18 protein-coding genes are annotated in these 21,640 nt (G+C 36.7%); 11 read left to right on the top strand and 7 right to left on the bottom strand.

What is annotated here, in order from left to right; genetic code table 11:
* Positions 1–71 precede the first annotated feature (71 nt).
* Complete coding sequence (locus tag LUD75_RS01185) at positions 72–449, top strand: hypothetical protein (protein WP_232703901.1); 378 nt, start codon at positions 72–74, stop codon at positions 447–449.
* Positions 450–487: 38 nt separating this feature from the next.
* Here LUD75_RS01185 and LUD75_RS01180 read toward each other — a convergent pair whose 3' ends face one another.
* The 4 genes from LUD75_RS01180 to LUD75_RS01165 all read right to left on the bottom strand — a co-directional run bounded on the left by LUD75_RS01180 (position 488) and on the right by LUD75_RS01165 (position 5,391).
* Positions 488–2,635, bottom strand: coding sequence for a MutS2/Smr-associated SH3 domain-containing protein (locus LUD75_RS01180; RefSeq protein WP_232703900.1), 2,148 nt, complete (start codon positions 2,633–2,635; stop codon positions 488–490).
* Positions 2,636–2,885: 250 nt separating this feature from the next.
* The gene (locus LUD75_RS01175; RefSeq protein ID WP_232703899.1) at positions 2,886–3,386 is read right to left on the bottom strand and encodes a YceI family protein; all 501 of its coding nucleotides are present in this window, start codon (positions 3,384–3,386) and stop codon (positions 2,886–2,888) included.
* A 147-nt stretch (positions 3,387–3,533) separates the two neighbouring features.
* On the bottom strand, positions 3,534–4,820 hold the full coding sequence (locus LUD75_RS01170; RefSeq protein WP_232703898.1) for a hypothetical protein: 1,287 nt from the start codon (positions 4,818–4,820) through the stop codon (positions 3,534–3,536).
* A 34-nt stretch (positions 4,821–4,854) separates the two neighbouring features.
* Positions 4,855–5,391, bottom strand: a complete 537-nt coding sequence (locus tag LUD75_RS01165; protein WP_232703897.1) for a YceI family protein — start codon at positions 5,389–5,391, stop codon at positions 4,855–4,857.
* A 423-nt stretch (positions 5,392–5,814) separates the two neighbouring features.
* On the opposite strand from LUD75_RS01165, the gene LUD75_RS01160 reads away from it, so the two are divergent.
* Positions 5,815–7,398, top strand: coding sequence for a Na+/H+ antiporter (locus LUD75_RS01160; RefSeq protein WP_232703896.1), 1,584 nt, complete (start codon positions 5,815–5,817; stop codon positions 7,396–7,398).
* A gap of 139 nt (positions 7,399–7,537) precedes the next feature.
* On the opposite strand, the gene xylE is transcribed toward LUD75_RS01160, so the two are convergent.
* The 3 genes from xylE to LUD75_RS01145 form a co-directional block, all read right to left on the bottom strand.
* The gene (gene xylE, locus LUD75_RS01155; RefSeq protein ID WP_076557925.1) at positions 7,538–8,959 is read right to left on the bottom strand and encodes a D-xylose transporter XylE; all 1,422 of its coding nucleotides are present in this window, start codon (positions 8,957–8,959) and stop codon (positions 7,538–7,540) included.
* Positions 8,960–9,166: 207 nt separating this feature from the next.
* Entirely contained in the window at positions 9,167–10,495 is a 1,329-nt protein-coding gene (xylA, locus tag LUD75_RS01150) for a xylose isomerase (RefSeq protein ID WP_232703895.1), read from the bottom strand.
* A gap of 158 nt (positions 10,496–10,653) precedes the next feature.
* Complete coding sequence (locus LUD75_RS01145; protein WP_317207301.1) at positions 10,654–12,147, bottom strand: FGGY family carbohydrate kinase; 1,494 nt, start codon at positions 12,145–12,147, stop codon at positions 10,654–10,656.
* Between the two features lie 504 nt (positions 12,148–12,651).
* Between LUD75_RS01145 and LUD75_RS01140 the strand changes: the two genes are divergently transcribed.
* The 9 genes from LUD75_RS01140 (at position 12,652) to LUD75_RS01100 (ending at position 21,533) form a co-directional block, all read left to right on the top strand.
* Complete coding sequence (locus tag LUD75_RS01140; RefSeq protein WP_232703894.1) at positions 12,652–13,377, top strand: NUDIX domain-containing protein; 726 nt, start codon at positions 12,652–12,654, stop codon at positions 13,375–13,377.
* Between the two features lie 666 nt (positions 13,378–14,043).
* Positions 14,044–14,715: a response regulator transcription factor gene (locus tag LUD75_RS01135; RefSeq protein WP_232703893.1), complete on the top strand. Its 672-nt coding sequence runs from the start codon at positions 14,044–14,046 to the stop codon at positions 14,713–14,715.
* Positions 14,716–14,720: 5 nt separating this feature from the next.
* Complete coding sequence (gene tssO / locus LUD75_RS01130) at positions 14,721–15,254, top strand: type VI secretion system TssO (RefSeq protein WP_232703892.1); 534 nt, start codon at positions 14,721–14,723, stop codon at positions 15,252–15,254.
* 11 nt (positions 15,255–15,265) lie between these two features.
* Positions 15,266–15,790, top strand: coding sequence for a type VI secretion system TssO (gene tssO / locus LUD75_RS01125; RefSeq protein ID WP_232703891.1), 525 nt, complete (start codon positions 15,266–15,268; stop codon positions 15,788–15,790).
* A gap of 13 nt (positions 15,791–15,803) precedes the next feature.
* On the top strand, positions 15,804–16,724 hold the full coding sequence (locus LUD75_RS01120; RefSeq protein ID WP_232703890.1) for a PKD domain-containing protein: 921 nt from the start codon (positions 15,804–15,806) through the stop codon (positions 16,722–16,724).
* A gap of 18 nt (positions 16,725–16,742) precedes the next feature.
* Positions 16,743–19,118, top strand: a complete 2,376-nt coding sequence (gene tssR / locus LUD75_RS01115; protein WP_232703889.1) for a type VI secretion system protein TssR domain-containing protein — start codon at positions 16,743–16,745, stop codon at positions 19,116–19,118.
* 71 nt (positions 19,119–19,189) lie between these two features.
* Complete coding sequence (locus LUD75_RS01110; protein WP_232703888.1) at positions 19,190–19,636, top strand: type VI secretion system contractile sheath small subunit; 447 nt, start codon at positions 19,190–19,192, stop codon at positions 19,634–19,636.
* Between the two features lie 13 nt (positions 19,637–19,649).
* Complete coding sequence (locus LUD75_RS01105; protein WP_232703887.1) at positions 19,650–21,014, top strand: DUF5458 family protein; 1,365 nt, start codon at positions 19,650–19,652, stop codon at positions 21,012–21,014.
* A gap of 75 nt (positions 21,015–21,089) precedes the next feature.
* Entirely contained in the window at positions 21,090–21,533 is a 444-nt protein-coding gene (locus tag LUD75_RS01100) for a hypothetical protein (protein ID WP_232703886.1), read from the top strand.
* Positions 21,534–21,640 lie beyond the last annotated feature (107 nt).

Here is a 21,640-nt window from a genome sequence, read left to right as displayed (position 1 = left end):
TTTTCAACTTTAACTTCCTTTAACAACGCATTAGCACGAAGCTTGGAAGTTATCATTCAAATCAAAAAATTATGAGTGATAAAAAATTAGCCGGACTATGGATAGACGGCACAAAAGCAATCGTAGTGACGAATCACGATTCTCAGGAAGTAACAGAATTTGCAGTTGTTGATACGGTGAAAGCGGAAATTCAGCACGGAAATTCAAGTGAAAATGCAGCGAACAACGCAGAGCAGTCCAACAAACTGAAATTCTACAAAGAAATCGAAAAACTGATCACAAATAGTACAGATTTATACGTAACTGGTCCGGGAACTTCTCAGGAAGAATTGAGAAACCATCTTCTGGACACAGCGCAGTACAAAAATCTAAATATCAAACTAGGAACAGATTCGCAGCTCAGCGAAGAGCAGGTTCTTGAGGAAGTGAAATCCCACTTTCACGCATAAAAATTAAAAGCGATCAAACTCTGATCGCTTTTTTTATTTTAAATCCTCTCCAATTCCCCAGAGTCAATCGTGGTTTTGAAAGTTCCGTAGTTCACAGTCACTTTGCTTTTCTTAATTTCTTCAATCGTTCCTACGCTTGTGCTCCCTTTGATGCGGACGCGCTGACCAACTTTCATCCAGATTGCACGTTCTGCAACGCGTTTTTCTTCTAATTTTTCGTTGGTCTCTACGATTTTTTCCTGAACATCTTCTTTTTTCAGTTGCTGTGTAATCTTACGTTTGATGACTTGCAGACGTTTGCTTTCGTCTTTGTCAACGCCTATTTTTCGGAACTTTTCTTGTTCCAAAATTTTAACGAAATCTTTTACCACATCTTTTCGGGATTTTCCTTTTACATAACTGTCGATAAAGGATTCTATCTTGTTTCCGAATTGAAGTTTGCGATGTTCGTCCTCATATAGTTTCTGGAAATTATGAAGCTTTTGCTGAAGCTGTTCATTGAGTTTATGAAGATTATCACGCTTGTCTTCTACAGAATCTCGTTTTTCGGAAAGATCAGATTTGATTTTTTCAACCTCGAATTTTTCCTGCTGAAGTTTTACAATCGTTTTGTCGAGATTCACAATATCGTGTTCCACTTTTTTCTTGGCAGAATTGATGATGAATCTCGGAATCCTGTTTTTCTCAGCCACTTCAAAAGTAAATGAACTTCCCGCTTGCCCGACTTCTAATTTGTACAGAGGTTCCAAAGAATTTTCATCGAAAAGCATGGCCGCATTTGTAGCGGCAGGAAGATTTTCTATAACGATTTTGATGTTGGTATAATGGGTTGTGATAATTCCGAAACTCTTTTTGTCATAGAAGAATTCGAGGAAACTTTCTGCCAACGCGCCACCTAATTCCGGATCTGAACCTGTTCCAAATTCGTCAATCAATAAGAGTGATTTTCCGTCGGCTTCTTTGATCATTCCGGACATTTTTTTTAGTCGGGAAGAGTAGGTGGAAAGGTGATTTTCAATGGATTGATTGTCGCCAATGTCCGTCATTATTTTCTCAAAAAAGAACATTTCGGATTTCGGATGACAAGGAACTAAAATTCCACTTTGAATCATCAATTGTAATAATCCAACAGTTTTTAGTGTGATAGATTTTCCTCCGGCGTTTGGCCCGGAAATACAGACAATTCTGTTGTGTTCGGTTAAGGAAATAGTTTGTGAAAAGATTTCTTTTTTCTCTTTTTTATTTCTGATCCAAAGCAGTGGATGAAAAGCTTCTCTCAATCTCAAAGTCTGATGGCGGTTGATTTTTGGCAAGACACCATTAACCAATTCTGCAAATTTTGCTTTCGCCCGGATTAAATCTAAATCAAAAATATAAGATTGATAATCTGAAAGCTGCGGTTGAAATTCTGCAAGCTCCGCAGTCAGTTTTCTTAGGATTTTATCGATTTCTTTTTTCTCTTCTTCCTGATTTTCTTTCAGTTTGAAGTAATGTTTGACAACGCTTTCGGGCTGAATGTAGGTAATCGAACCGGTTTTTGAGATGCCGAGAACTCTTCCTGCAACTCTTTTCTTAAATCCCGATTTTACTGCTAAAACACGTTGATCCTCAATAATACTTTCTTTAATGTCATCCAAAAAATCACTTTGTCCGTAATTGAACAATGCTCTGTTAAAATTCTCAGTAATCGCTTTTCTGGCGTGCTGGATTTCTGTTCTTAGGACTTTCAGGATTGGCGACGCTTCAGTTTTTACTTCTCCGAAACGGTTAAAAACTTTATCGATTTTGTCAACAATTTCTTTCTTGAATTCGAGGTGTTTTATTTCTTCCAATAGAGTTGGAAATATCTCGGAAAGCTGAGGGAAGAACCTTTGCAGTTTTCCGATCTGTTCCGTCATCGTTTTGATTCTGATGAAAGATTTGTTTTCCAACCGGAAATTTTCGATCAGCATCAGTTTCAATTCTTCTTCGATATCTTCGTATTCGTCGAATGGGACGGCTGCTGCACCTTCAAAACTTGACAGGAATTCTGAGGTTTTTTTTAAGGATATTTCGGCTTCGTCAATTGGCATTGGGCGAAGTTCCATTATTTTGTCTGCCGTTTTTGGCGAAAATGCGAAAGGGGCGATCTCCGAAAGAAGTTCCGGAAATTCTAATTCATTAAGGTCTGCTTGATTGATATTCACAATGCAAATTTACAAATTTGAAAATGATGTAGAAACGTGATTTCAATGTCAAACGTTAAATCTTGCGAAGCGCGTCCCGACTTGAGCGGAAATCCTTTTTTGCGTATTGTCAAGTTCTATTGAAGTGCAAATCTTCCGCAAAAAAGATTGGGAGCGGAAGACGGATAAAGACGCCCAAATATAAAAACAACATCACCGGAATAACCAGCGATGTTGCATTGAAAAATCTAATTGTATGAAAAAGTATTATTTAAATTTTTGTTGCTAAGCTGAATGTCAGATCCAATTCATCTTTTACAACGATCATTCCGCCCATTTTTTTCGGAGGTGTGATGTTAAAATCACTGAATTTTACATTCTTTCTGCCTACCATTTTGTTATTTTCCATTGCGAATTCTACATTGTATCTTCTGCTTTGATTCATCATTTTGACTTCCACAACTGCGCTGTAGTTTTTCTGAGTTTTAGTAAACTTGATGAATTTGATCGTCATTTCCGGATACTTTTCCGCATTCAGAATCTTTTGGAAATCTCTGGTCATCATCTTGTTTCCGCAATCGAAATCTGTGACTTTTAAAATGATATTCGGTAGATTTTTTTCTGAAAAAGAATAAACGCTGCCATCATTTTTGAATTTGCTGTTGACACATTGGAAACCGTTGACGTTTGTGCTGCCGTTGATTTTAACAAAGTTTTCCTGTGCATTTGAAAAAAGAAAACATAGACTGAAAAGCAAATATAGAAGTTTCATATGTAGATATTTATTGTTCTTAAAGGTCATATGCAATCGCCTAATCTGTACTTTAATTTTCGTCTCCAAATCAGGGCGATTTCATAATGTTGGTTTTAAAAAGCAGAGGATTCCCGGGAGTTTCCTCTGCTGCTATTAACTAAATATTTAAAAAGAGATCACAGCTTCTAACATAAATCCATTGAACTTACCATCGCTTTTGATGTTTGTCGCAGGATATCCGTCGTATTTCTGATTGACGTATTCCAATTTTGTAAGAATGTTTTTAGTCATAAACCAGCCGCCGCCGATGTTGTATCTGTCCACACTGATGTCGTCTCCGCTGATCAGTTTTCCGTCCACTTTGTTGTATCGGCCGCCAAAATAGAAGTTTTCATCGGTACCAAATCTGTAAAGCAATTCTGCAGCATATTGGTTGTAAGTTCTTCTTTCGGTTTCTGTAAGATTACGTCCTGAAGCAGATTCGAAGATTCCGAAGAATTCCAGTCCTTTGTATTTAACAAAAGGATTTATCATAAATGAGGTCAATGTGTTCTGGAAATCAGGATCTACCATTCCGCTTCTCATTTGGGCAGATGATGTGGCTGCAGTGTTTTCCATCACGAAATAGTATCTTGATCCTGCTCTGTCGCCGTTGTAGAAATCCAGTCTTGGTGCTCTGGCGATGTTGTAAACAGATCCTGTTAATCTTACTCTCAGATCAGAATTGAGTTGTTTATCATAACCCAATTTTCCATAGATTCCGGGACTTGTTCCTCCTGTTGCGGTTTGGTTCAGTCTGCCATTGGTTACACCACCCATCACAATCACGCCATTTCTTCTGTAATAGACCTCTGCGAAAGGAAATGTTGCATAAGCATCCATCAGATAATTCCCAACAAACGGATTCATAATAGCATAAGCATTATCTGATCTTCTGAGTTGTGCATCACCGTAATTGATCTGATCCTGACCAACTTTGATGGTTGTGTACTTCATAATATCTTCTGCAAAACCTTTCTCAATGAAGTCCAGTTTGTCGATTTGTAAATAGCCACCTTTCACATAAGTTTCGTTGTGGTGACGGGAAGAAAGGAATGTTCTCAAGTGCAGATTTACACCGTCATACAAAGCAACGTCAAGATCTAAATTGGCTGTTGGAAGGTTGATGTTATTTCCAAGATCGAATAATTGATTTGTATTTACGCCTGTAGCATTCAGAACTGGAGTGGCGCTATTCTCGTGTTTCAATCCCTGAAATTGTAGAGCAAATGCGCCGCCTACTTTTACTCTCAAGTGATCAAAGGTTGAAACGGTATCTTTTGGATTTTCAAAAACGGTCAGTCCGCGTTTGTCTCTTGGTTTCAAATTGTCCAGTTTGCCTTCTTGTGCGAATCCGAATGTTGCGGTTAGTAAAGCTGCGATGAAGCCGGCTTTCAGTAGATTTCTTTTCATGATATTTAAATATTTAGTTGTTATGATTTTAATTTTACTCTGCTATCACATTCACTTTTACAGTGACTACATCGCCTGTTTTGATTCCCATAAATCCAGGACGCTCCATTCCGAATTCTGACAGTTTGATGGTTTCTGTTCCATCGATGATGTAAGCATTTCCTTTTTTTACGATGGACACTGGAAAGGAAACATTTCTGGAAACTCCTGCAATGCTGAGTTTTCCGGTAGCATTGCTTTTTCCAAGATTGATAGAAGAAGATGTGAAGGTTACATTTGGCGCTTTGTCAGCTTTCAAAGCTTCATAGGCTTTCTTCTCCATCGTTTTTCCTTTTTCAGCTTTCAGGTTTTTTACAGGAACTGTGAAGGTGAGGTTTGTAATGGCGTTGCCACTTGCTATCCCTGTAAAAGTTGCTGTTGAACCGGTCATTTCCCAGTCGTGCATCGGTGATGTTCCGGAAACTATGACAGTCGTAGTTTTTTGATTTAATTTTTGAGCATTTGATAATTGAGGTAAAATTGTTACTCCTAGTAAAACTGCTAAACTGATTAGATTTTTCGTTGTTTTCATTTTTATAAATTTTAAATGTTATAATTGTATTTCTTTCATTAATTATAGGACAAAGGTATAAGGTTCGTAACAATTAAAATATTATATTATGGTGACAAAAATCTTATGCATTGTTCTGATTGTATTATTGATAATAATTGTCGATAACTCTTATTGATTTTGTCTAAATGTTAAAATTTTATTAATTTAATATTTACCTTTTATTCATAGTGATTAATGAATAATCAGATATGACATTTGTTAGGTCTGGAAATACTGATGAAAATCAGTCATTATATTTTTGAAAATTTATTAAAAAAGTTAAATTATTATGAATTGTATAAATTTAATATGATGAATATCATTGCTGATGAAGGCTTTCAAATTTGTATTTTATAAAGTTGTTGTAATTGTTATTTTTGTATCTTAAACACAAATATTACAATGCACAGTCTCTTACCTTTTCTCCTGGCAATGGTCGCAGTCATCGTTATGCTGAATATGTTCGCTGCCAAACTCAAAATCGCTTATCCCATCTTGTTGGTTGTAGGCGGACTTTTTATAAGCTTCATTCCCGGATTGCCGGTTATCAAGATTGATCCGGATCTTATCTTTTTTATATTCCTTCCGCCTTTATTGTTTGAAGCCTCGTGGTCCATATCTTTTAAGGAGATGAAGAAATGGTGGCGCATCATCGGGAGTTTTGCCTTTCTGGTCGTTTTCTTCACCGCATTATCCGTGGCATTGATTACGAATCATTTTATTCCCGGATGCACGATTGCTTTAGGATTTTTACTCGGTGGAATCGTTTCTCCGCCGGATGCCGTGAGTACAGGAGCGATCACAAAATTTGTTGCAATTCCAAAATCAACTTCCACAATTCTGGAAGGTGAAAGTCTCCTGAATGACGCCTCATCACTGATTATTTTCCGTTTTGCTTTGGTGGCGGTAGGCACCGGGCAATTTATCTGGCCGGAAGCTGTCACAGATTTTTTGTGGATGGTGATTGGCGGCGTCGGGATCGGTCTGCTATTGGGCTGGCTATTTGTACAGGCACACAAACTTCTGCCTACAGACGCGCCATCAGATATTGCATTGACGATCATTGAGCCTTATCTGATGTACTGGATCGCAGAGCAGCTGCATAGTTCCGGAGTTTTGGCAGTCGTTTGTGGTGGATTGTTTATGTCGGCCAGAAGACTGAAGTTTCTGAACAGCACCAGCAGGATTCACGCCTACAGCGTCTGGGAAAGTTTTATTTTTATACTGAATGGCGTCGTTTTCCTTATCATTGGATTGGAACTTCCCGAGATTGTCGATGGTTTGAAAGAAGACCATATTCCCATAGAAACCGCAGTAGGTTATGGTGTTTTGGTGACTGCTATTTTGATTGCTGCAAGGATGATCAGTTCTTACGTAGCCTTGGTTTCCACAATGATTTTCCGTCCGAGTGTACAGCCGCACGCATCTTCTCGAACAAGACGTTGGATGATGCCACTTTTGTTGGGGTGGACGGGAATGCGCGGCGTGGTTTCTCTGGCCGCCGCTTTGGCAATCCCCGTGACTCTGAGTAATGGCGAAGCTTTTCCGCACCGGAATTTGATATTGTTTATAACATTTGTAGTGATTTTGCTCACGCTTTTGGTTCAGGGTCTTACGCTGCCTTACTTTATCAGAAGAACCGGATTTTTTGACGGTATTTTCAATGAAGAAAATGAACAGTCGACCAGGCAGAAAATCAAAAAAGAATTGAAACAGCACATTTACCAATTCCTGAAATCGAAATATGAAAACGAGCTGAAAGACCATGCTGGTCTCGAAATGTTCCTTAAACATTGGGAAGAGCGAGCAAAAGCAACCGATGACAGCTGGATGAATGCAAAGACAAAAACTATTTTTATAGAAATGCTGGAAGTGCAGCGGGATTATCTTACAGAATTAAATAAAGATCCAAAAATCAATGAGGAAATCATCCGCCAGCAGTTGTATCAGATTGATCTCGAAGAAGAACGCTTGAAGATGATTTAGATAAAATTGAGATTAAAAGCTGCTGAATTTCGGTAGCTTTTATTTATGGTAAAATAATTATCATAGATTTATTTAAAATAAAAAAGAGCATCGAAAATCTTCGATGCCCTTAACAAACTAATTTTAAAACTGAAGTAAATTATTTTTCCCAAACCTTTTCGATTTCCTCGAGAGATTTTCCTTTGGTTTCAGGAACCCATTTCCAAACGAAAAACAGGGACAGAACACTCATCACCCCATAAAATCCGTAAGTAAATGCGCCACTGAATTCCATCATAAAAGGATAAGTAGATGAAATTAAATAATTCGCTGCCCATTGCGCCGCAACGGCAATCGCAATCGCACTTCCCCTGATTTTATTAGGGAAAATTTCTGAGATCAAAACCCAACAGATTGGTCCCCAAGACATCATAAATGAAGCCGTATAAACGATGATAAATACCAAAGTTGCAATTCCGATGATTTGATAATAAGATAAAATCGCAATCGCAAACATTCCAATCGCCATTCCGACTGAACCTACGATCAATAATGGTTTTCTTCCCCATTTATCGACCGTAAAAATAGCGATGACGGTAAAGACAACATTCACCAATCCCATTACAACAGTCTGCAACATTGAAGAATCTTTGTGAACACCCATACTTTCAAAAATTCTCGGAGCGTAATATAAAGCCACATTGATTCCCACAAACTGCTGGAAAACAGAAAGCAAAATTCCAATCACAATTACGGTTTTCCCGAATGCAAAAATTTCACTCTTATGTTCAACGACAGTACTTTTAATTTCAGAGAAAATTTCTTTTCCACGTGCTTCACCATTGATTTTGGTTAGAATTTTCAACGCTTCCGCATCTTTATTAATGAATGTCAGATAACGCGGCGTTTCAGGAACGAAAAACAGAAGAATTCCGAACAGGGCAGAAGGAATTGTTAAAGATAAAAACATATATCTCCATCCGATTTCGTTGATCCATTCTACGGTTTGTCCGCTTGCGATGCCCCAGTTCACGAAGTAAACTACGAGCATCCCGAAAATAATGGCAAACTGATTCAGTGATACCAGTTTACCACGAATTTCGGCAGGTGCAATCTCACCAATGTACATCGGGCAGACCGCCGAAGCCAATCCCACACCGATTCCACCAATGATCCTATAAAAATTAAATGCCAGCAAAACACCCATCGAATGTTCGCCGTGTTTGAAGAATAAAAATTCAGGATACGCCGCTCCCAAAGCACTGATAAAGAACAAAAATGCCGAAAGCATCAATGATTTTTTTCTTCCCAGCTTCGTGGAAATCATTCCTGAGATGGCTCCACCGATGATGCATCCGATCAATGCACTCGAAATGGTCGCTCCGTGAGCCAATGAACTCAATCCCAAAGGAATGATCAGATATTCCTGAATCGATTTTTCGGCTCCGGAGATTACTGCGGTGTCGTATCCAAACAAAAGTCCTCCCAAAGTGGCGACCAACGTGAGTACAGTAACGTACAGCATATTGATCTGCGCCTTTGTTCCTGAAGAATATTTAGGACCAGAATCTATTATTTGCATAGTTTGATTTAGTTTTAAATGTTAAAAGTTTCGTACAGATTTTTTTTTGAACCACATAGACACATAGCTTTTTTCGCTGTATTTAAGAGGAAAATAGTTATATATAGACCCCTATTTTGCCTTTTTTTAATGAAATAATGCTATCTTTCTATGTGCCTATGTGGTTTATAATTTGTGAATAGACTTGTGGTTTAGTCTTATTTAAAATTATAAATACTGATTGATAATGCTCTCAAGATATTCCTGCTTTCCGCTTTCTCTTCCAACTTCACCCAATCCTTGAGCGTAAGTGGCAAGATCAGTTAAAGATAAGCTTCCGTTTTCGAAATCTTTACCTTTTCCAGAATCAAATGAAGAATACCTGTTGGTTCTGATCTCAGAATATTTTGATTTTTCTAAAATTTTATCTGCAGCCAGGAACGATCTTGCGAAATTGTCCATTCCGCTGATGTGAGCGATAAAAATATCTTCTAAATCTGTAGAGTTTCTTCTGATTTTAGCATCAAAATTTACGCCTCCACCCTGGAAACCTCCAGCCTGGATGATGACCAACATTGCCTGAGTCATTTCGTACAAATCAACCGGAAATTGGTCTGTATCCCAACCGTTCTGGTAATCACCTCTATTCGCATCGATACTTCCCAAAACGTTGTTGTCTGCAGCCACCTGAAGTTCGTGCTCGAAAGTATGTTGAGCCAAAGTAGCGTGGTTTACTTCAAGATTTAATTTAAAATCATTCAATAAATCGTACTGACGAAGAAAATTCAGACAAGTTGCCGCATCGAAGTCATACTGGTGTTTTGTAGGCTCCATTGGTTTTGGCTCGATGAAGAAAGTCCCTTTGAAACCCTGAGCTCTTGCATAATCTTTCGCCAAATGTAAAAATTTCGCCATATGCTCTTGTTCACGTTTCATATTAGTGTTCAAAAGTGACATATAACCTTCACGGCCTCCCCAGAAAACATAATTTTCGCCACCTAATTTAATTGTTGCATCCAAAGCATTTTTTACCTGTCCACCGGCGTACGCCAAAACATCAAAAGAAGGATTGGTTGCCGCACCGTTCATAAATCTTGGGTTTGAGAAACAGTTGGATGTTCCCCAAAGTAATTTCACACCAGAAGTTGCCTGCTTTTCCTTCGCATAATCAGTAATGAACTCCAATCTTTTTGTAGATTCTGTGAAATTATCTGCCTCGTCAATCAAATCATAATCGTGGAAACAGTAATAAGGAACACCTAATTTGGTGAAAAATTCGAAAGCAGCATCCATTTTTTCTGTTGCTCTTTGTTTTGCATCAGAAGCAGTTAACCAGTCAAATTGCTGAGTTCCTGCCCCGAACGGATCGCCACCAGTTGCACAGAACGTATGCCAGTAAGCAGAAGCAAACTTGAAATATTCTTTCATCGTTTTTCCACGAACAACTAAATTTTCATCGTAAAATTTGAACGCCAACGGATTGTCTGATTCTCTTCCCTCAAACTTGATTTTTTCTATTCCTTTAAAGTACTCTTTGTTTCCTGTCGTAATTGCCATTATTTTGATTTTATATTTTTATTGATTCTTAAAATTTGTCTTATGTTTATTTGGGCAGCTTTATCCGCCTTCCACTCCCTCCCGATTTTACATCGGGATCCGTTCAAGTCGGGCTGCAACTTTGTCTTTCAAAATGAACTTTAACCATTAAATCGAAACTAAGTTGCGCTTATCACTTGTTCCAATTTGTTTTTCCATTTCACATAACTTTCCCTGTACTGATCCATATTTTTAAAATCAGGAATGTAGGTGGTTGTAATATCTTTTTCGGTTAAAATATCGGTTAAGGTTTCAAATGCTCCTGCTCCGATTGCCGCTGCTCTCGCTGCTCCTGTAGAACCTGTGGTGTCAAATATTCTGATTTCAGTATCCAATAAATTTGCAATCGATTGCGCGAACAGAGAAGAACGGAATAAATTGTCTCCACCAGCTTTAATAATTCCTTTCTGTAAACCGTCATTCATCAGAATTTCAGTTCCGTAAACGAAAGAGTAGGCGATGCCCTCCAATCCGGCTCTGAATAAATGAACACTTTTGTGACGGTTAAAATTCACATTATAAGTAGACGAACCGATGTCTTTATTTTTTAAAACTCTCTCAGCTCCGTTTCCGAATGGTAGAACGATGATTCCGTCGGATCCGATTGGAATTTGTGAAGCCAGATCATTCAGTTCCTGATAAGAATGTCTTTTCTGATCCACCTGGTGACGTAACCAGCTATACTGAATTCCTGCGCCATTTAAACAAAGCATTTTCCCGATTCTAGACTGCTCTTTCGTATGATTAATGTGCGCAAAATTGTTTACACGCACAGATTCTTTAGAATGAATATTGTCTGTCACCCCATAAACGACGCCTGAAGTTCCGCCTGTTGCAGCGATCTCTCCGGGATTCATAACGTTTAATGATAATGCATTATTCGGCTGATCACCGGCTCTGTACAAAATGGGAATTCCTTCCGGTAAACCACTTTCTTCAGCGCCCTGTTTTGAAACTACACATTGTTCCGTAAAATTGTCTACCACTGTTGAAACCAAAGATTCATCAATTCCCCAATGATTCAATAATGTTTTTGAAGCCTGATGTTTTTGGAAATCCCAAAGTACGCCTTCCGAAAGTCCGGTAACGGTTGTTGTTGCTTCGCCGCTTAACTTTAAAGCGATAAAATCTCCGGGAAGCATAAACTTCCAGATCTTTTCGTAGACTTCCGGCTCATTTTCTTTGACCCATTTTAATTTTGAAGCAGTAAAATTTCCCGGTGAATTCAAAAGTTTATTCATACAAACTTCTTCACCCAAATCATCAAAAGCTTTGTCACCAGTTTCTACCGCACGACTGTCACACCAGATGATTGACGGACGCAAAACTTTTTTATCCTTGCCTACCAAAACCAAACCGTGCATCTGATAAGAAATACCGATTCCTTTGATTTCGTTTTTGTCGATATGACTTTCTGCAATTATTTTTTGAGTCAGAATACGAAGATTTTGCCACCATTGTTCCGGGTTCTGTTCTGCCCAGCCGATCTTTGGAGAATCAATAGCCATCTCGCTTTCCGGATATTTCGCGTGAGCAATTACTTTTCCGTTTTCATCTACGATGGATGCTTTTATCGATGAGCTCCCGACATCATATCCTATAAACTTCATCATTATAATGCTGTATTAATTTTGATTGAAAATGCTGGTATTAATATAAAATTAATCTTGTTTACCCGCATATTTTTGTGAAAAATGGATTTTATTTGATGTTAAGGTGATGTAGTTTTAATTTAGTAATCCATCATTTTGAAAGAATTTCTTAGTAGCGTCAAAATTTAAATGAAAGTATAAAATGTATGATAAGGTATGGGATTTTCTGTTTCAAATTAAGCTTTGTTCCTGTTTTTATATTAACCAAAACTTAAGCTTAGAGAAGGAAATTTAGAATAAACATAAAAAAAATAATGTGTTTCTTTGAAATTATAAAAATGTTTGATCATCTTTTAGGACGTGATATCATAATTTAGAAGATAAGCATATCGTAATTTTTATGTGAAAGTTGTCATTAATAAAATGATAGTTAATTAATTGATAAACAGTTGCTAGTGGAGATTAAAAAATTATCTCATTTGAATTTATATATTTGTAAAGTTGAATTTATATTAACTTCAAAAAATGAGTTCCAATTTTATCCACACCTATGTTTCGGTTGATTGTGTAGTTTTTGGTTTCGATAATGAGAACCGATTGAACATCTTATTAGTTCTCAAACACCGCGACAAAGCCCAAATAGAAAAACAGAGAAGATTGCCAGGAAGTCTCATTTTCAGTGATGAAGATGTGGACGACGCTGCACAAAGAGTGCTTCACGAAATAACCGGAATCAAAAAAATGGTTTTGAAACAGTTCAAATGTTTTGCAGATCCAAAACGTGCCAGCAACGAGAGCGACATTATCTGGATGGGAGAGGAATACAAGCATCATATCGACCGGATTATTACGGTTGCCTATCTTTCGCTTTGCAGAATTGATCAGAAAATAAACAGTACAAAATACGACACGGTTGACTGGTTTCCTATTGATAAAATTCCTGTATTGCCCTTTGATCATAATCTAATTATCAAAGAATCTCTGGTGGAAATCAGAAAATGGGTTCAGTCGGATTTCTCAATTATTTTTGAATTGCTGCCTAAGAAATTTACAATCCGGCAACTTTATCAATTGTACAATGACTTGAGTGAGAGATATATTGACATCAAGAATTTTCACAAAAAAATTGCCTCATTTAATTACATTATTCCGTTGGATGAGATAGAAACAAACGTTTCGCACAGAGCTGCAAGATATTATAAATTTGACCCTAAAGTTTATAGAAAAGGCAATAATAAACTGATTAAATAAATTGTAAACCACTGAAATATCGGTGGTTTTTTTTTGTCCATGACAAAAGCAAATTTGACTACATGCCACTGACGATTTTATCCTTGCCATTGCAAAATATAGCTCAATTTATTAATACTTTTTGTTTATAATACTATACTAATTTCTTCTTTTTATAATTATAAAATAGCAAATCGCCTGTTTTATAGATTATTTTTAATGCACAACATTGTAAAATTTAAAATAAGCTTAATATTAAGCATTCCAGATAGTTGTGTGTATTAACTGAGCGTTAAAATCGCATTTTCATTATTAACAATCGCTGTTTGCAAACCGGTTGGCAATATATTTGCTTTTAATTTTTCTGTAATGAAATCTGTTTTAAGTTAACAGAACTGGGCCTATTGTAGAACTTTTTTAAAACTTATTCAATGATTCTATCAATTTACTTTTTTTTCTATTTATTAGGAATTATATATGCTTATCTATGCATTTCACGCAAGTTCAAATTTTTGAATTTCAATTCAAGACTTTTCAATCTGTCACTTCGATCAGGACCATATTTGTACTTTCAGAAATTATAAATTTTTAAAAGATTATTTCCTGATTTACAAAAATTTTCCAGTCTGAATCAATACATCCTTTGACATCAGTTTTTATAAGATATAACATTGATAAGTTTCCTATATGTATAACAACACTACTAAAGCAACTAGATTCTCCATAGCGGAAAATGATTTTTACTTCAAGCAGTTTCTTGTGAAAATGCTTTTGGAAAATCCTTTGTTTTCTATTGTCAATGACTGTAATAATGGTAATGAGCTTATTAATAGATTGTACAGAAAGCAGGAAGATGTTTTCATCATCAACTTGTTTATGCCGATTCTCAGCGGAATAGAAGCTATCAAATATATCCGCCAGACCAACAAAGAAGTTCCAATCCTGACTTATTCTGCCACTTTTCAGGAAGATATTGCTGCTACGATCAACGATATTCCAAATACTTATTACTGTCAAAAGAACAGCATCATTATCAAAGATATTCTTCGGAACTGTATTTTGAGTCAAAACTCCAATTATGAGGATTACAAAAGAGAATGGGCCTCGCAGGAAGAAGTGGTCAAAAATTATATGGATCGCCAGAAAAAGGAACAGGAAGATCTTAGTGTGACAGAAATTCATATCATCAAACTTTGCTATGAAGGATTCAGTAACAAGGAAATTGCTGACAGAATTAATCTGAGTTCCAGAACTATAGATACTTATATTACAAGGCTGACTGACAAACTTGGACTGAAAAGCAAACTGGATCTTGCAAGATTTTGTGTTGAAAATGGATATTATAACTCAAGCATTTAATTAAAATGAGTTCACACGGGCAAAAAAAACTGAATAAGGATGATGTAAGAAACGGAATGCTCCGCTTCATTTTATCGTTTGCTGTATTGCTGACTGTCAGTTTTTTAACGGTTTTTTTATTTTTTAGAAGTTCCGAAATCCAAAAGCAGCAGATCCAGAAAGAACTGAACGACTACAAAAGTGTTCTCAGCAGAAATGAACTTTTGAAAATTAAAATGGATACCATTTATTACAAAATGAATCTGCTGAATTCCAATAAAGTTGAAAACGATATTTTCCTCAGAAACTCAATACTCGAAGATCTTCAGGATACTAAAAATATTATGGGCGCAGATACTGCAAAATCCTTCAGACAATATGCAACCCTCACGAAAAATATAGGTAAGATGACGGTTTTCAAAAACGAGCTTATCAATATCACGGCCAAGGAACAAAATGCTCTTAGAAGTTTGAATGAATGTATCGGCAAAGTGGGAAAGATCACCACTCAGATGAAGACCAATGAACCAGGCGGGCGAATTGCGAGAAGATTAAAATAAAAAACATAAGTATGCAAGTCAACATTACCCTTTCCAACAAAGAAAAAAGACATTACTTCCTGTATCTTCTGGGGCTGCTTTTCTTTGCTGTTTTGCTTTTGTCTGTAGTAATTTTATACCGTTCTCAATCCCCATTTGATAATTCTGATATTCTGGCAATACAGACTTTGGAAGAGAAGGCCAAGTTTGATGAGCGGCAAAAATTAGCCCAACCTGTGATTGACAGTACTTTTAATAAAATCGAGAAAGTGTCTGCTGATGATCGTAATCCTTTGCTGGAAAATGAAATCAGATACAGCATTAATGATATTGCCAATATCTTCGAAACTGTCAATATTACTGATCCCAGAAAACAATCTTACATCCAAATCGCTCAGTTTTACAAAATGTATCTGGAAGATAAAGATGTGGCAGGTAAAAAAAATGAGAATATAAAAACCTTTACCAAACAGTTTGAGGATTGCTCCATCGGTTTCAAGGAAAGGAAAAATCAAAAATTGCAAAGAGATAATGCATTACTTATGAAAAATAACTAATAACTGATTAATTATGAACTATATCCAAAAAAACAAAAAGAATATTATTATTGCAGTAATAAGTCTTTTACTTTTAGCGGCAATCATCATTTTGTGGTTACAAAGAAAAGTCATCCATAGCTCCGATGATATTGTGGCAGCCGTGTATCCAACTTCTCTCAATGTAGGTGATACACTCACTTTTGAGGACAAAACGACTTTTGGCAAAACAAGAAAATGGGATTTTGGAGATGGTTTTAATTCAGAAAAAAACAAAGGTGCTCACTTTTTCAAAAAGCCGGGCTATTATCAGGTTTCTGTAATTATTGATAATAAATATACAAAGTCTTTTCCGGTTTTGGTTTCGTCAGGGGTTTCCAAAATTGCCTCTACGGAAGTAATTGCCAGTACAATTGATGCGCCAAGCCAGGCTATGCAGTTAGAAAATGTCTTCTTCAGGGCAAATTCACCGGATGCGAAAAATTTCACGTGGAAATTCGGTGAAACAGGAAATATAGATGCCAAAGAAAAAATGGCAACTTATGCTTTCAAAAATCCCGGAAACTACATCGTGACCTTATACACAGACATCGACCAGGAGCCCATCCAGCATATGATCAAAATTTTGCCTGCTTATGAAGAGTTGGACGATGAGGTCGTTACGGAACCAACGGTAACAGATATTTATGGCAAGATCAATGATGACTTCAAGTATCATCTTCAGCAAATTGCCGATGGTAACAGTTTCAATACGCATTACAACTACCTTCTGAATACTTATCTCTGCAACAAGGATAATATTTCGGTTAATGTGAATGACAAAGACAATTCTTTCTACTATTACTGTACAGGTTTACAGTTTGATAAGAGAAACAGCATCCAGGAAGTGAAAACAACATTGGACGGCAACCAGAACTGCGTGATCAAAGTTGAGGTAAAACAAAGCAAGCAATAAAAACTAAAAAAATAAATTATGAAAAACAACTTTGCTAATGCTGTCTATGTTTTAGGAGCTTCCTATATATTGTCTGGATGTCAGGTTAGAATTCCATCCGAAGAAACCCCCAAATCAGGATTTTATGGTTATGTGGATCAGGTGAAAGTAAGCGACGGATATCCTAGAAAATCAGAACCTTGGGTCGTAATCTCTGATCGGGCAAACAACTCGGTTTTTATGGATAAAGGTGATGAGAAATCTCCAAAAGAAATCAAATTTCTGGAGCCACTTTTGGTGGTCAAAGAAAACAGTTCCAAAAATCTGATCAAGGTAGCACAATATGAACCGGATGCTTTGATGAAAAAAATTCCTTCCAAATCCGTGAAAACTTACGGCTGGATTCCAAAAGATCAATTGCTGCTCTGGACCAATTCTCTGAAAAGAAGTGATAATGGTTTTAATGTAAAAGCGGTTTTATCTCCAAATAATTCCGATGTGTTGAAGGATGGTGCAAGATATCTTAAGAATGATTCGGTTCTAATCTTTTCTTCTCCAGACCTCACGAAACTTGCAAATAAGAAATTGCCTGTCGGTCAGATGGTTTATATCTACAAACAATCAGAGTCCAACAACCGGTTCCTGATCGGCAAATCGCCGTCTTTGAAATTGGACAGTATTTCAAAAGATATATATGGCTGGGTAAGTTCTGATATGATTGCAAACTGGGGCGAGAGAAGTGCTCTAAAGATTGCTTCAGATTTTAATTATACCGCAGAGAACAATGCTGCTATTTCAAAGAAATCGCCTGACGGAAGTATTACAGAAACTAAATTCGCACTGGCGGATGCGTCCAATCGAACACCAGTTGAAAATCTGGTTTCAATCACACCAGCGGCAATCGATCAATCAAACAAAGCGAAATTTTTTACAAATGCACTGGACTACAGTAAGAATTTTGTTTACAACGTTTTGGGTCAGCCTATTTACTATGACAGATTCAAAGAAATTACGAATAAAAGTAAAAATCTGAATATCGTTTTTACAATTGACATCAGCAGAGACAATACTCAGAACTCAGCTCTTGCAAAATCTGTATTTCAAGATTTGCAGCTGAAATTGGATCAACTGAAATATTTCAGAAATATAAAATATGGTGTCGTTCTTTATAAAAATAATACTTGTGGAGAAGATGTTTTAGCTTCATCCCTAAGTAATAATTTTGAAGAAATCAATTCGTTTATAGATCTTCAGACTTCCAATCAGAATTGCAGTGGTCTTGGTGCACAGCCTTTGCAGGAAGCGTTGGAAGCCAGCGGCTCATTGATTAGCAGTGTTCCGGATGAGACCAATATCGTAGTGGTAGTTGGTTCTACTGCCACCAGTTATGGCGGATTGAGCGCTGCAATGCGGAATCTGACCCTTGGAAGAGCGCGAATGTTATTTTTCCAGTCTGCATCGGGTTCATCTGATTATTACAACAATTTTGTACTGTATTCAGAAAATGTATTGACGAGTACTGCAAGAAATATCGCAGAATTAGATAAAGAAAAAATCGTTGACCAGAAGATGATCCTCGATAAGAATAATTATAATCTTGTGAAGGGAGAAGAAGGAGTTTATTCTCTGGATTATCCAAAAGCAAGTATGTCGCAGGGTTTTGTAGTCTATCCAAAAAAAGGAGAGATCAACTCCAGTAATCTGCTTGTAAAATCATTAGACAGTTTGCTGGTTCAGGTTACGGATTATAACAAAGATGTCAATGCATCTTTGACTAATTATTTCAAATCTCCGGTAGGAAGTTCAAAGACGACCTTGAGACCGGATTTTCGAAACCAGTTTGGAGATGTACCTACAATGATTCCAAAAGAATCCGCCTCTCAGCTATTGACTTATAATAATCCTTTCTTGACAAAAGGTGTTTATTCTGATGATATTAAAGAAAGTTATCCTGCAGTTGAAAAGGGAATATTACTATCCGAGACAGAATATGATAAATTACGATCTTTCTATCAGGAGGTTTACAAGAAGACACAAAGTTTCAGTCCGACGTTCAGTCAAAGTTCCGCTATAAATAATTATTTATCAGTTCTCAAAAAGCATTATGCCGGCGACGGAAAATTTGACAAATCCAAGCTGAGAAACCAATCTATGGCTTATTCTGTTGCTGTAAGTACAGGTTTTGACAACGCGTCAGAGGAGACACTTTCCAAATTCAAACTGAGTGGATGGAAGCAGCCAAAAGTAATTTCTAACGAAATCGTAAAAAATTATTTTAAACAATATAAAACATTGGCAGACAGATTGCTGGATAATAAAAATAATCCAAAAATCATCATCGATCAGAATGGCGAAAAGCTTTATTGGCTCAATAGATATTTTATGCCGACCACGCAACAGGTAGAATCTCTGTAATGTTTTCTTTCAATAAGATTCTAAAGTATTTTCGTAAAAAATCAAGTAATCAATCACAAAAAATAGATAATATGGCAATGTTTAATTATGGTGTTGGGGGAAACGAAGTAAAAGTTGACGCCAACGAAGCGATCCAGGAAATCCAGGAAAACAGATCTCTAATTGTAAGTCAGCTTACGGCAGATGAGCCTTTCATCCCAGAAATTGTAAAAGGTCTCAAATCGGTAGATGATGTTTTCAAACATTTCCAACCATCAATTTCTGTGCAGCACGAAACTGAAGATGGAACTTATGTGGATGAAGAATTCAGATTCCAGCAATTGGGAGACTTCACACCGAAAAATCTGACGCAGAATTCAGAATACCTAAAAACTCTGAGCATTGAGCAGGAGCAGTACAACAAGATATTGCGACAGCTGAAAAACAATAAAATCCTTAAAAATATTCTCGAAAATCCACAGACCAAAGAAGCTTTGATCGAAGTGTTGAAGGAAGTTGCAGGAGAATTAGAAAAATAAAAAAACATAAACTATGGATAATAAACCACAAGCACAGCAAAACCAGCAGGGCGGACAACAACAGCAAGACCACCGACAAGGCTCTGGATCAGCAATAAATGACCTGAACAAAGTCGGCGGATTCAATTTCATTGAGACTGTTGTAGATGGCATTGCGAATATGAATCCTACAAGAAAAGCCCGTAAAGAGATTTTCCTAAACGATTCCAACAAACAGACAGAAAGAAAGGATCTTGCCCAAAAACTGAATCTCTGGATTTCATTATTGGAAAATAATGCAACAGCAGATGAAATGGCAGAAACCTGTAAAAATAAAGCATTTTCTGCTGAGAAAAATCTGAAATCTAATTTGAAAAATAGTCTTTCTGAGATTCGTCAACTCGAAACTGCTTACCGTACGATGGCGCAGTTTTTCAAAAATACGGAACTGGATAAAGTTGATAATGTAAGTATTGTGAATGCTTCTTTGGAGCAAATGAAGGATTTGGATAATCCATTGTTCATTGATGCCATTGCGGATGAATTCAAACAGAATTATGACAGACTGGATTTAAGAGATAATTACTCAATCCTAGCAATTCCGGGATATTTGGGATCTAACAAAGTGGTAGAGAAGTGGGCGAAAATCTGTAACGAGAACAAAGTAATGCTCGTAACCGATTTTGCTAATCTTGATAAGCCGGATGATGTTGTAGATCTTTTCCATTCCGCAAATTTGACTGGTGGAGAGCTTCACAGAAGTAACGTGATTATGACCACCAACTGGTTAGTTGGACGTGGCCGAGCTGAGGAAGTAGGTGAGGAGGAAAATGTAGATCTTCCGCCATCCACTTCAATGGCCGGGAAAATCTATAAAACATTGATGTCTCAGGTTGCGGCAGGTAAAAAGCACGGAAATATCAATGAAGTAGACGCCGTTAAGTTTGATCTCAAGAAAAGTGAAATTTCGCAGCTTGAAAAAATGGGACTTGTTCCAATGGTCAATGAATACGGAAAGATTATGGCATTTTCTGCCAAGACACTTTTCACTGGAGACAATATCGGTTTGCAGACTTATTCTGTAGTCCGTGTTTTCGATTATGTGACGAAAGTTTTGCTTGATTTCCTTAACAGAAGAGCCTTTGAAAACTGGAATCCCAGAAACGAAGATGATCTCAGAAGACAGATCGTGACTTTCCTGGATGGCATCAAAGGACCGGACAAATTGATCGAGAAATTCAAAATCGTGAGGTTTGAGCAGGATAAAGTGAACAAAGACCGTGTTTGGCTGGATATCAGAATGACGCCTTATTTCCCTACAAAAAGTTTTGTTATTAAACTTGATGGTCATAAAGGAGACGATGGAAACGAATGGGACGCTGAATACCAACAGGAATAATTTTATTATTAAATATAACAAAGGGGAATTTGCAACGTGATTTGCGGATTCCCTTTTTTATTAATCTTAATTAAAATGAGAATACAAAGTTTTTTAATATCACTAATAATTTTATCATTTATAGTATCCTGTAAAAAGGAATATGAAAGACCTGACCACTTTGCTGTTGATCTTTTCAAAAACGAAAGAAATGAACAGAAGAAAAGAGTATTGTCTGCAGAAGAAGCTGTTGAAAAAAGTCTTCTTGTTATAAAAAGTGATAAAACCCAACTGATCAGCAGTCCAAAAATTAATAATAAGACTATTTTTATTTATAAAATTGATGATGGGAAAATTATAAAAGGTTCTAAGGACAGTATGTTTTTTCCTGTTAGAGTTATTTCAGATCAGGGTTTGAAGATAAATCAGGGTAAAAAAGATTCAGTAATTATATACCTGATTGCTCCACAGTCCTACAAATTACTTATTAAAGATTTCGACGTGAAATATCAGATTCTCCCTTCAGCGCCAATTCTTTAAGTATAAAATTAAATTTTTTATATTTTGTAAAAGTGTAGTAATTCTACTACTGAAAAAATTAGTTGGTGGTTCTATCTTTGGTATATTAAAATAAGAAAACAAATCAC

It is taken from the genome of Epilithonimonas sp. JDS, from assembly GCF_021261315.1.
GTDB lineage: Bacteria > Bacteroidota > Bacteroidia > Flavobacteriales > Weeksellaceae > Epilithonimonas.
Note: the sequence above shows the minus strand (reverse complement) of the source record. Positions and strands in the feature narration are given on the sequence as shown.

Bases quoted from the DNA above. Each gene is read 5' to 3' on its own strand.
- LUD75_RS01185 (WP_232703901.1), top strand. From the start codon at position 72: ATGAGTGATAAAAAATTAGCCGGACTATGGATAGACGGCACAAAAGCA.
- LUD75_RS01175 (WP_232703899.1), bottom strand. From the start codon at position 3,386: ATGAAACTTCTATATTTGCTTTTCAGTCTATGTTTTCTTTTTTCAAAT.
- LUD75_RS01170 (WP_232703898.1), bottom strand. From the start codon at position 4,820: ATGAAAAGAAATCTACTGAAAGCCGGCTTCATCGCAGCTTTACTAACC.
- LUD75_RS01165 (WP_232703897.1), bottom strand. From the start codon at position 5,391: ATGAAAACAACGAAAAATCTAATCAGTTTAGCAGTTTTACTAGGAGTA.
- LUD75_RS01160 (WP_232703896.1), top strand. From the start codon at position 5,815: ATGCACAGTCTCTTACCTTTTCTCCTGGCAATGGTCGCAGTCATCGTT.
- xylE (WP_076557925.1), bottom strand. From the start codon at position 8,959: ATGCAAATAATAGATTCTGGTCCTAAATATTCTTCAGGAACAAAGGCG.
- xylA (WP_232703895.1), bottom strand. From the start codon at position 10,495: ATGGCAATTACGACAGGAAACAAAGAGTACTTTAAAGGAATAGAAAAA.
- LUD75_RS01145 (WP_317207301.1), bottom strand. From the start codon at position 12,147: ATGATGAAGTTTATAGGATATGATGTCGGGAGCTCATCGATAAAAGCA.
- LUD75_RS01140 (WP_232703894.1), top strand. From the start codon at position 12,652: ATGAGTTCCAATTTTATCCACACCTATGTTTCGGTTGATTGTGTAGTT.
- LUD75_RS01135 (WP_232703893.1), top strand. From the start codon at position 14,044: ATGTATAACAACACTACTAAAGCAACTAGATTCTCCATAGCGGAAAAT.
- tssO (WP_232703892.1), top strand. From the start codon at position 14,721: ATGAGTTCACACGGGCAAAAAAAACTGAATAAGGATGATGTAAGAAAC.
- tssO (WP_232703891.1), top strand. From the start codon at position 15,266: ATGCAAGTCAACATTACCCTTTCCAACAAAGAAAAAAGACATTACTTC.
- LUD75_RS01120 (WP_232703890.1), top strand. From the start codon at position 15,804: ATGAACTATATCCAAAAAAACAAAAAGAATATTATTATTGCAGTAATA.
- tssR (WP_232703889.1), top strand. From the start codon at position 16,743: ATGAAAAACAACTTTGCTAATGCTGTCTATGTTTTAGGAGCTTCCTAT.
- LUD75_RS01110 (WP_232703888.1), top strand. From the start codon at position 19,190: ATGGCAATGTTTAATTATGGTGTTGGGGGAAACGAAGTAAAAGTTGAC.
- LUD75_RS01105 (WP_232703887.1), top strand. From the start codon at position 19,650: ATGGATAATAAACCACAAGCACAGCAAAACCAGCAGGGCGGACAACAA.
- LUD75_RS01100 (WP_232703886.1), top strand. From the start codon at position 21,090: ATGAGAATACAAAGTTTTTTAATATCACTAATAATTTTATCATTTATA.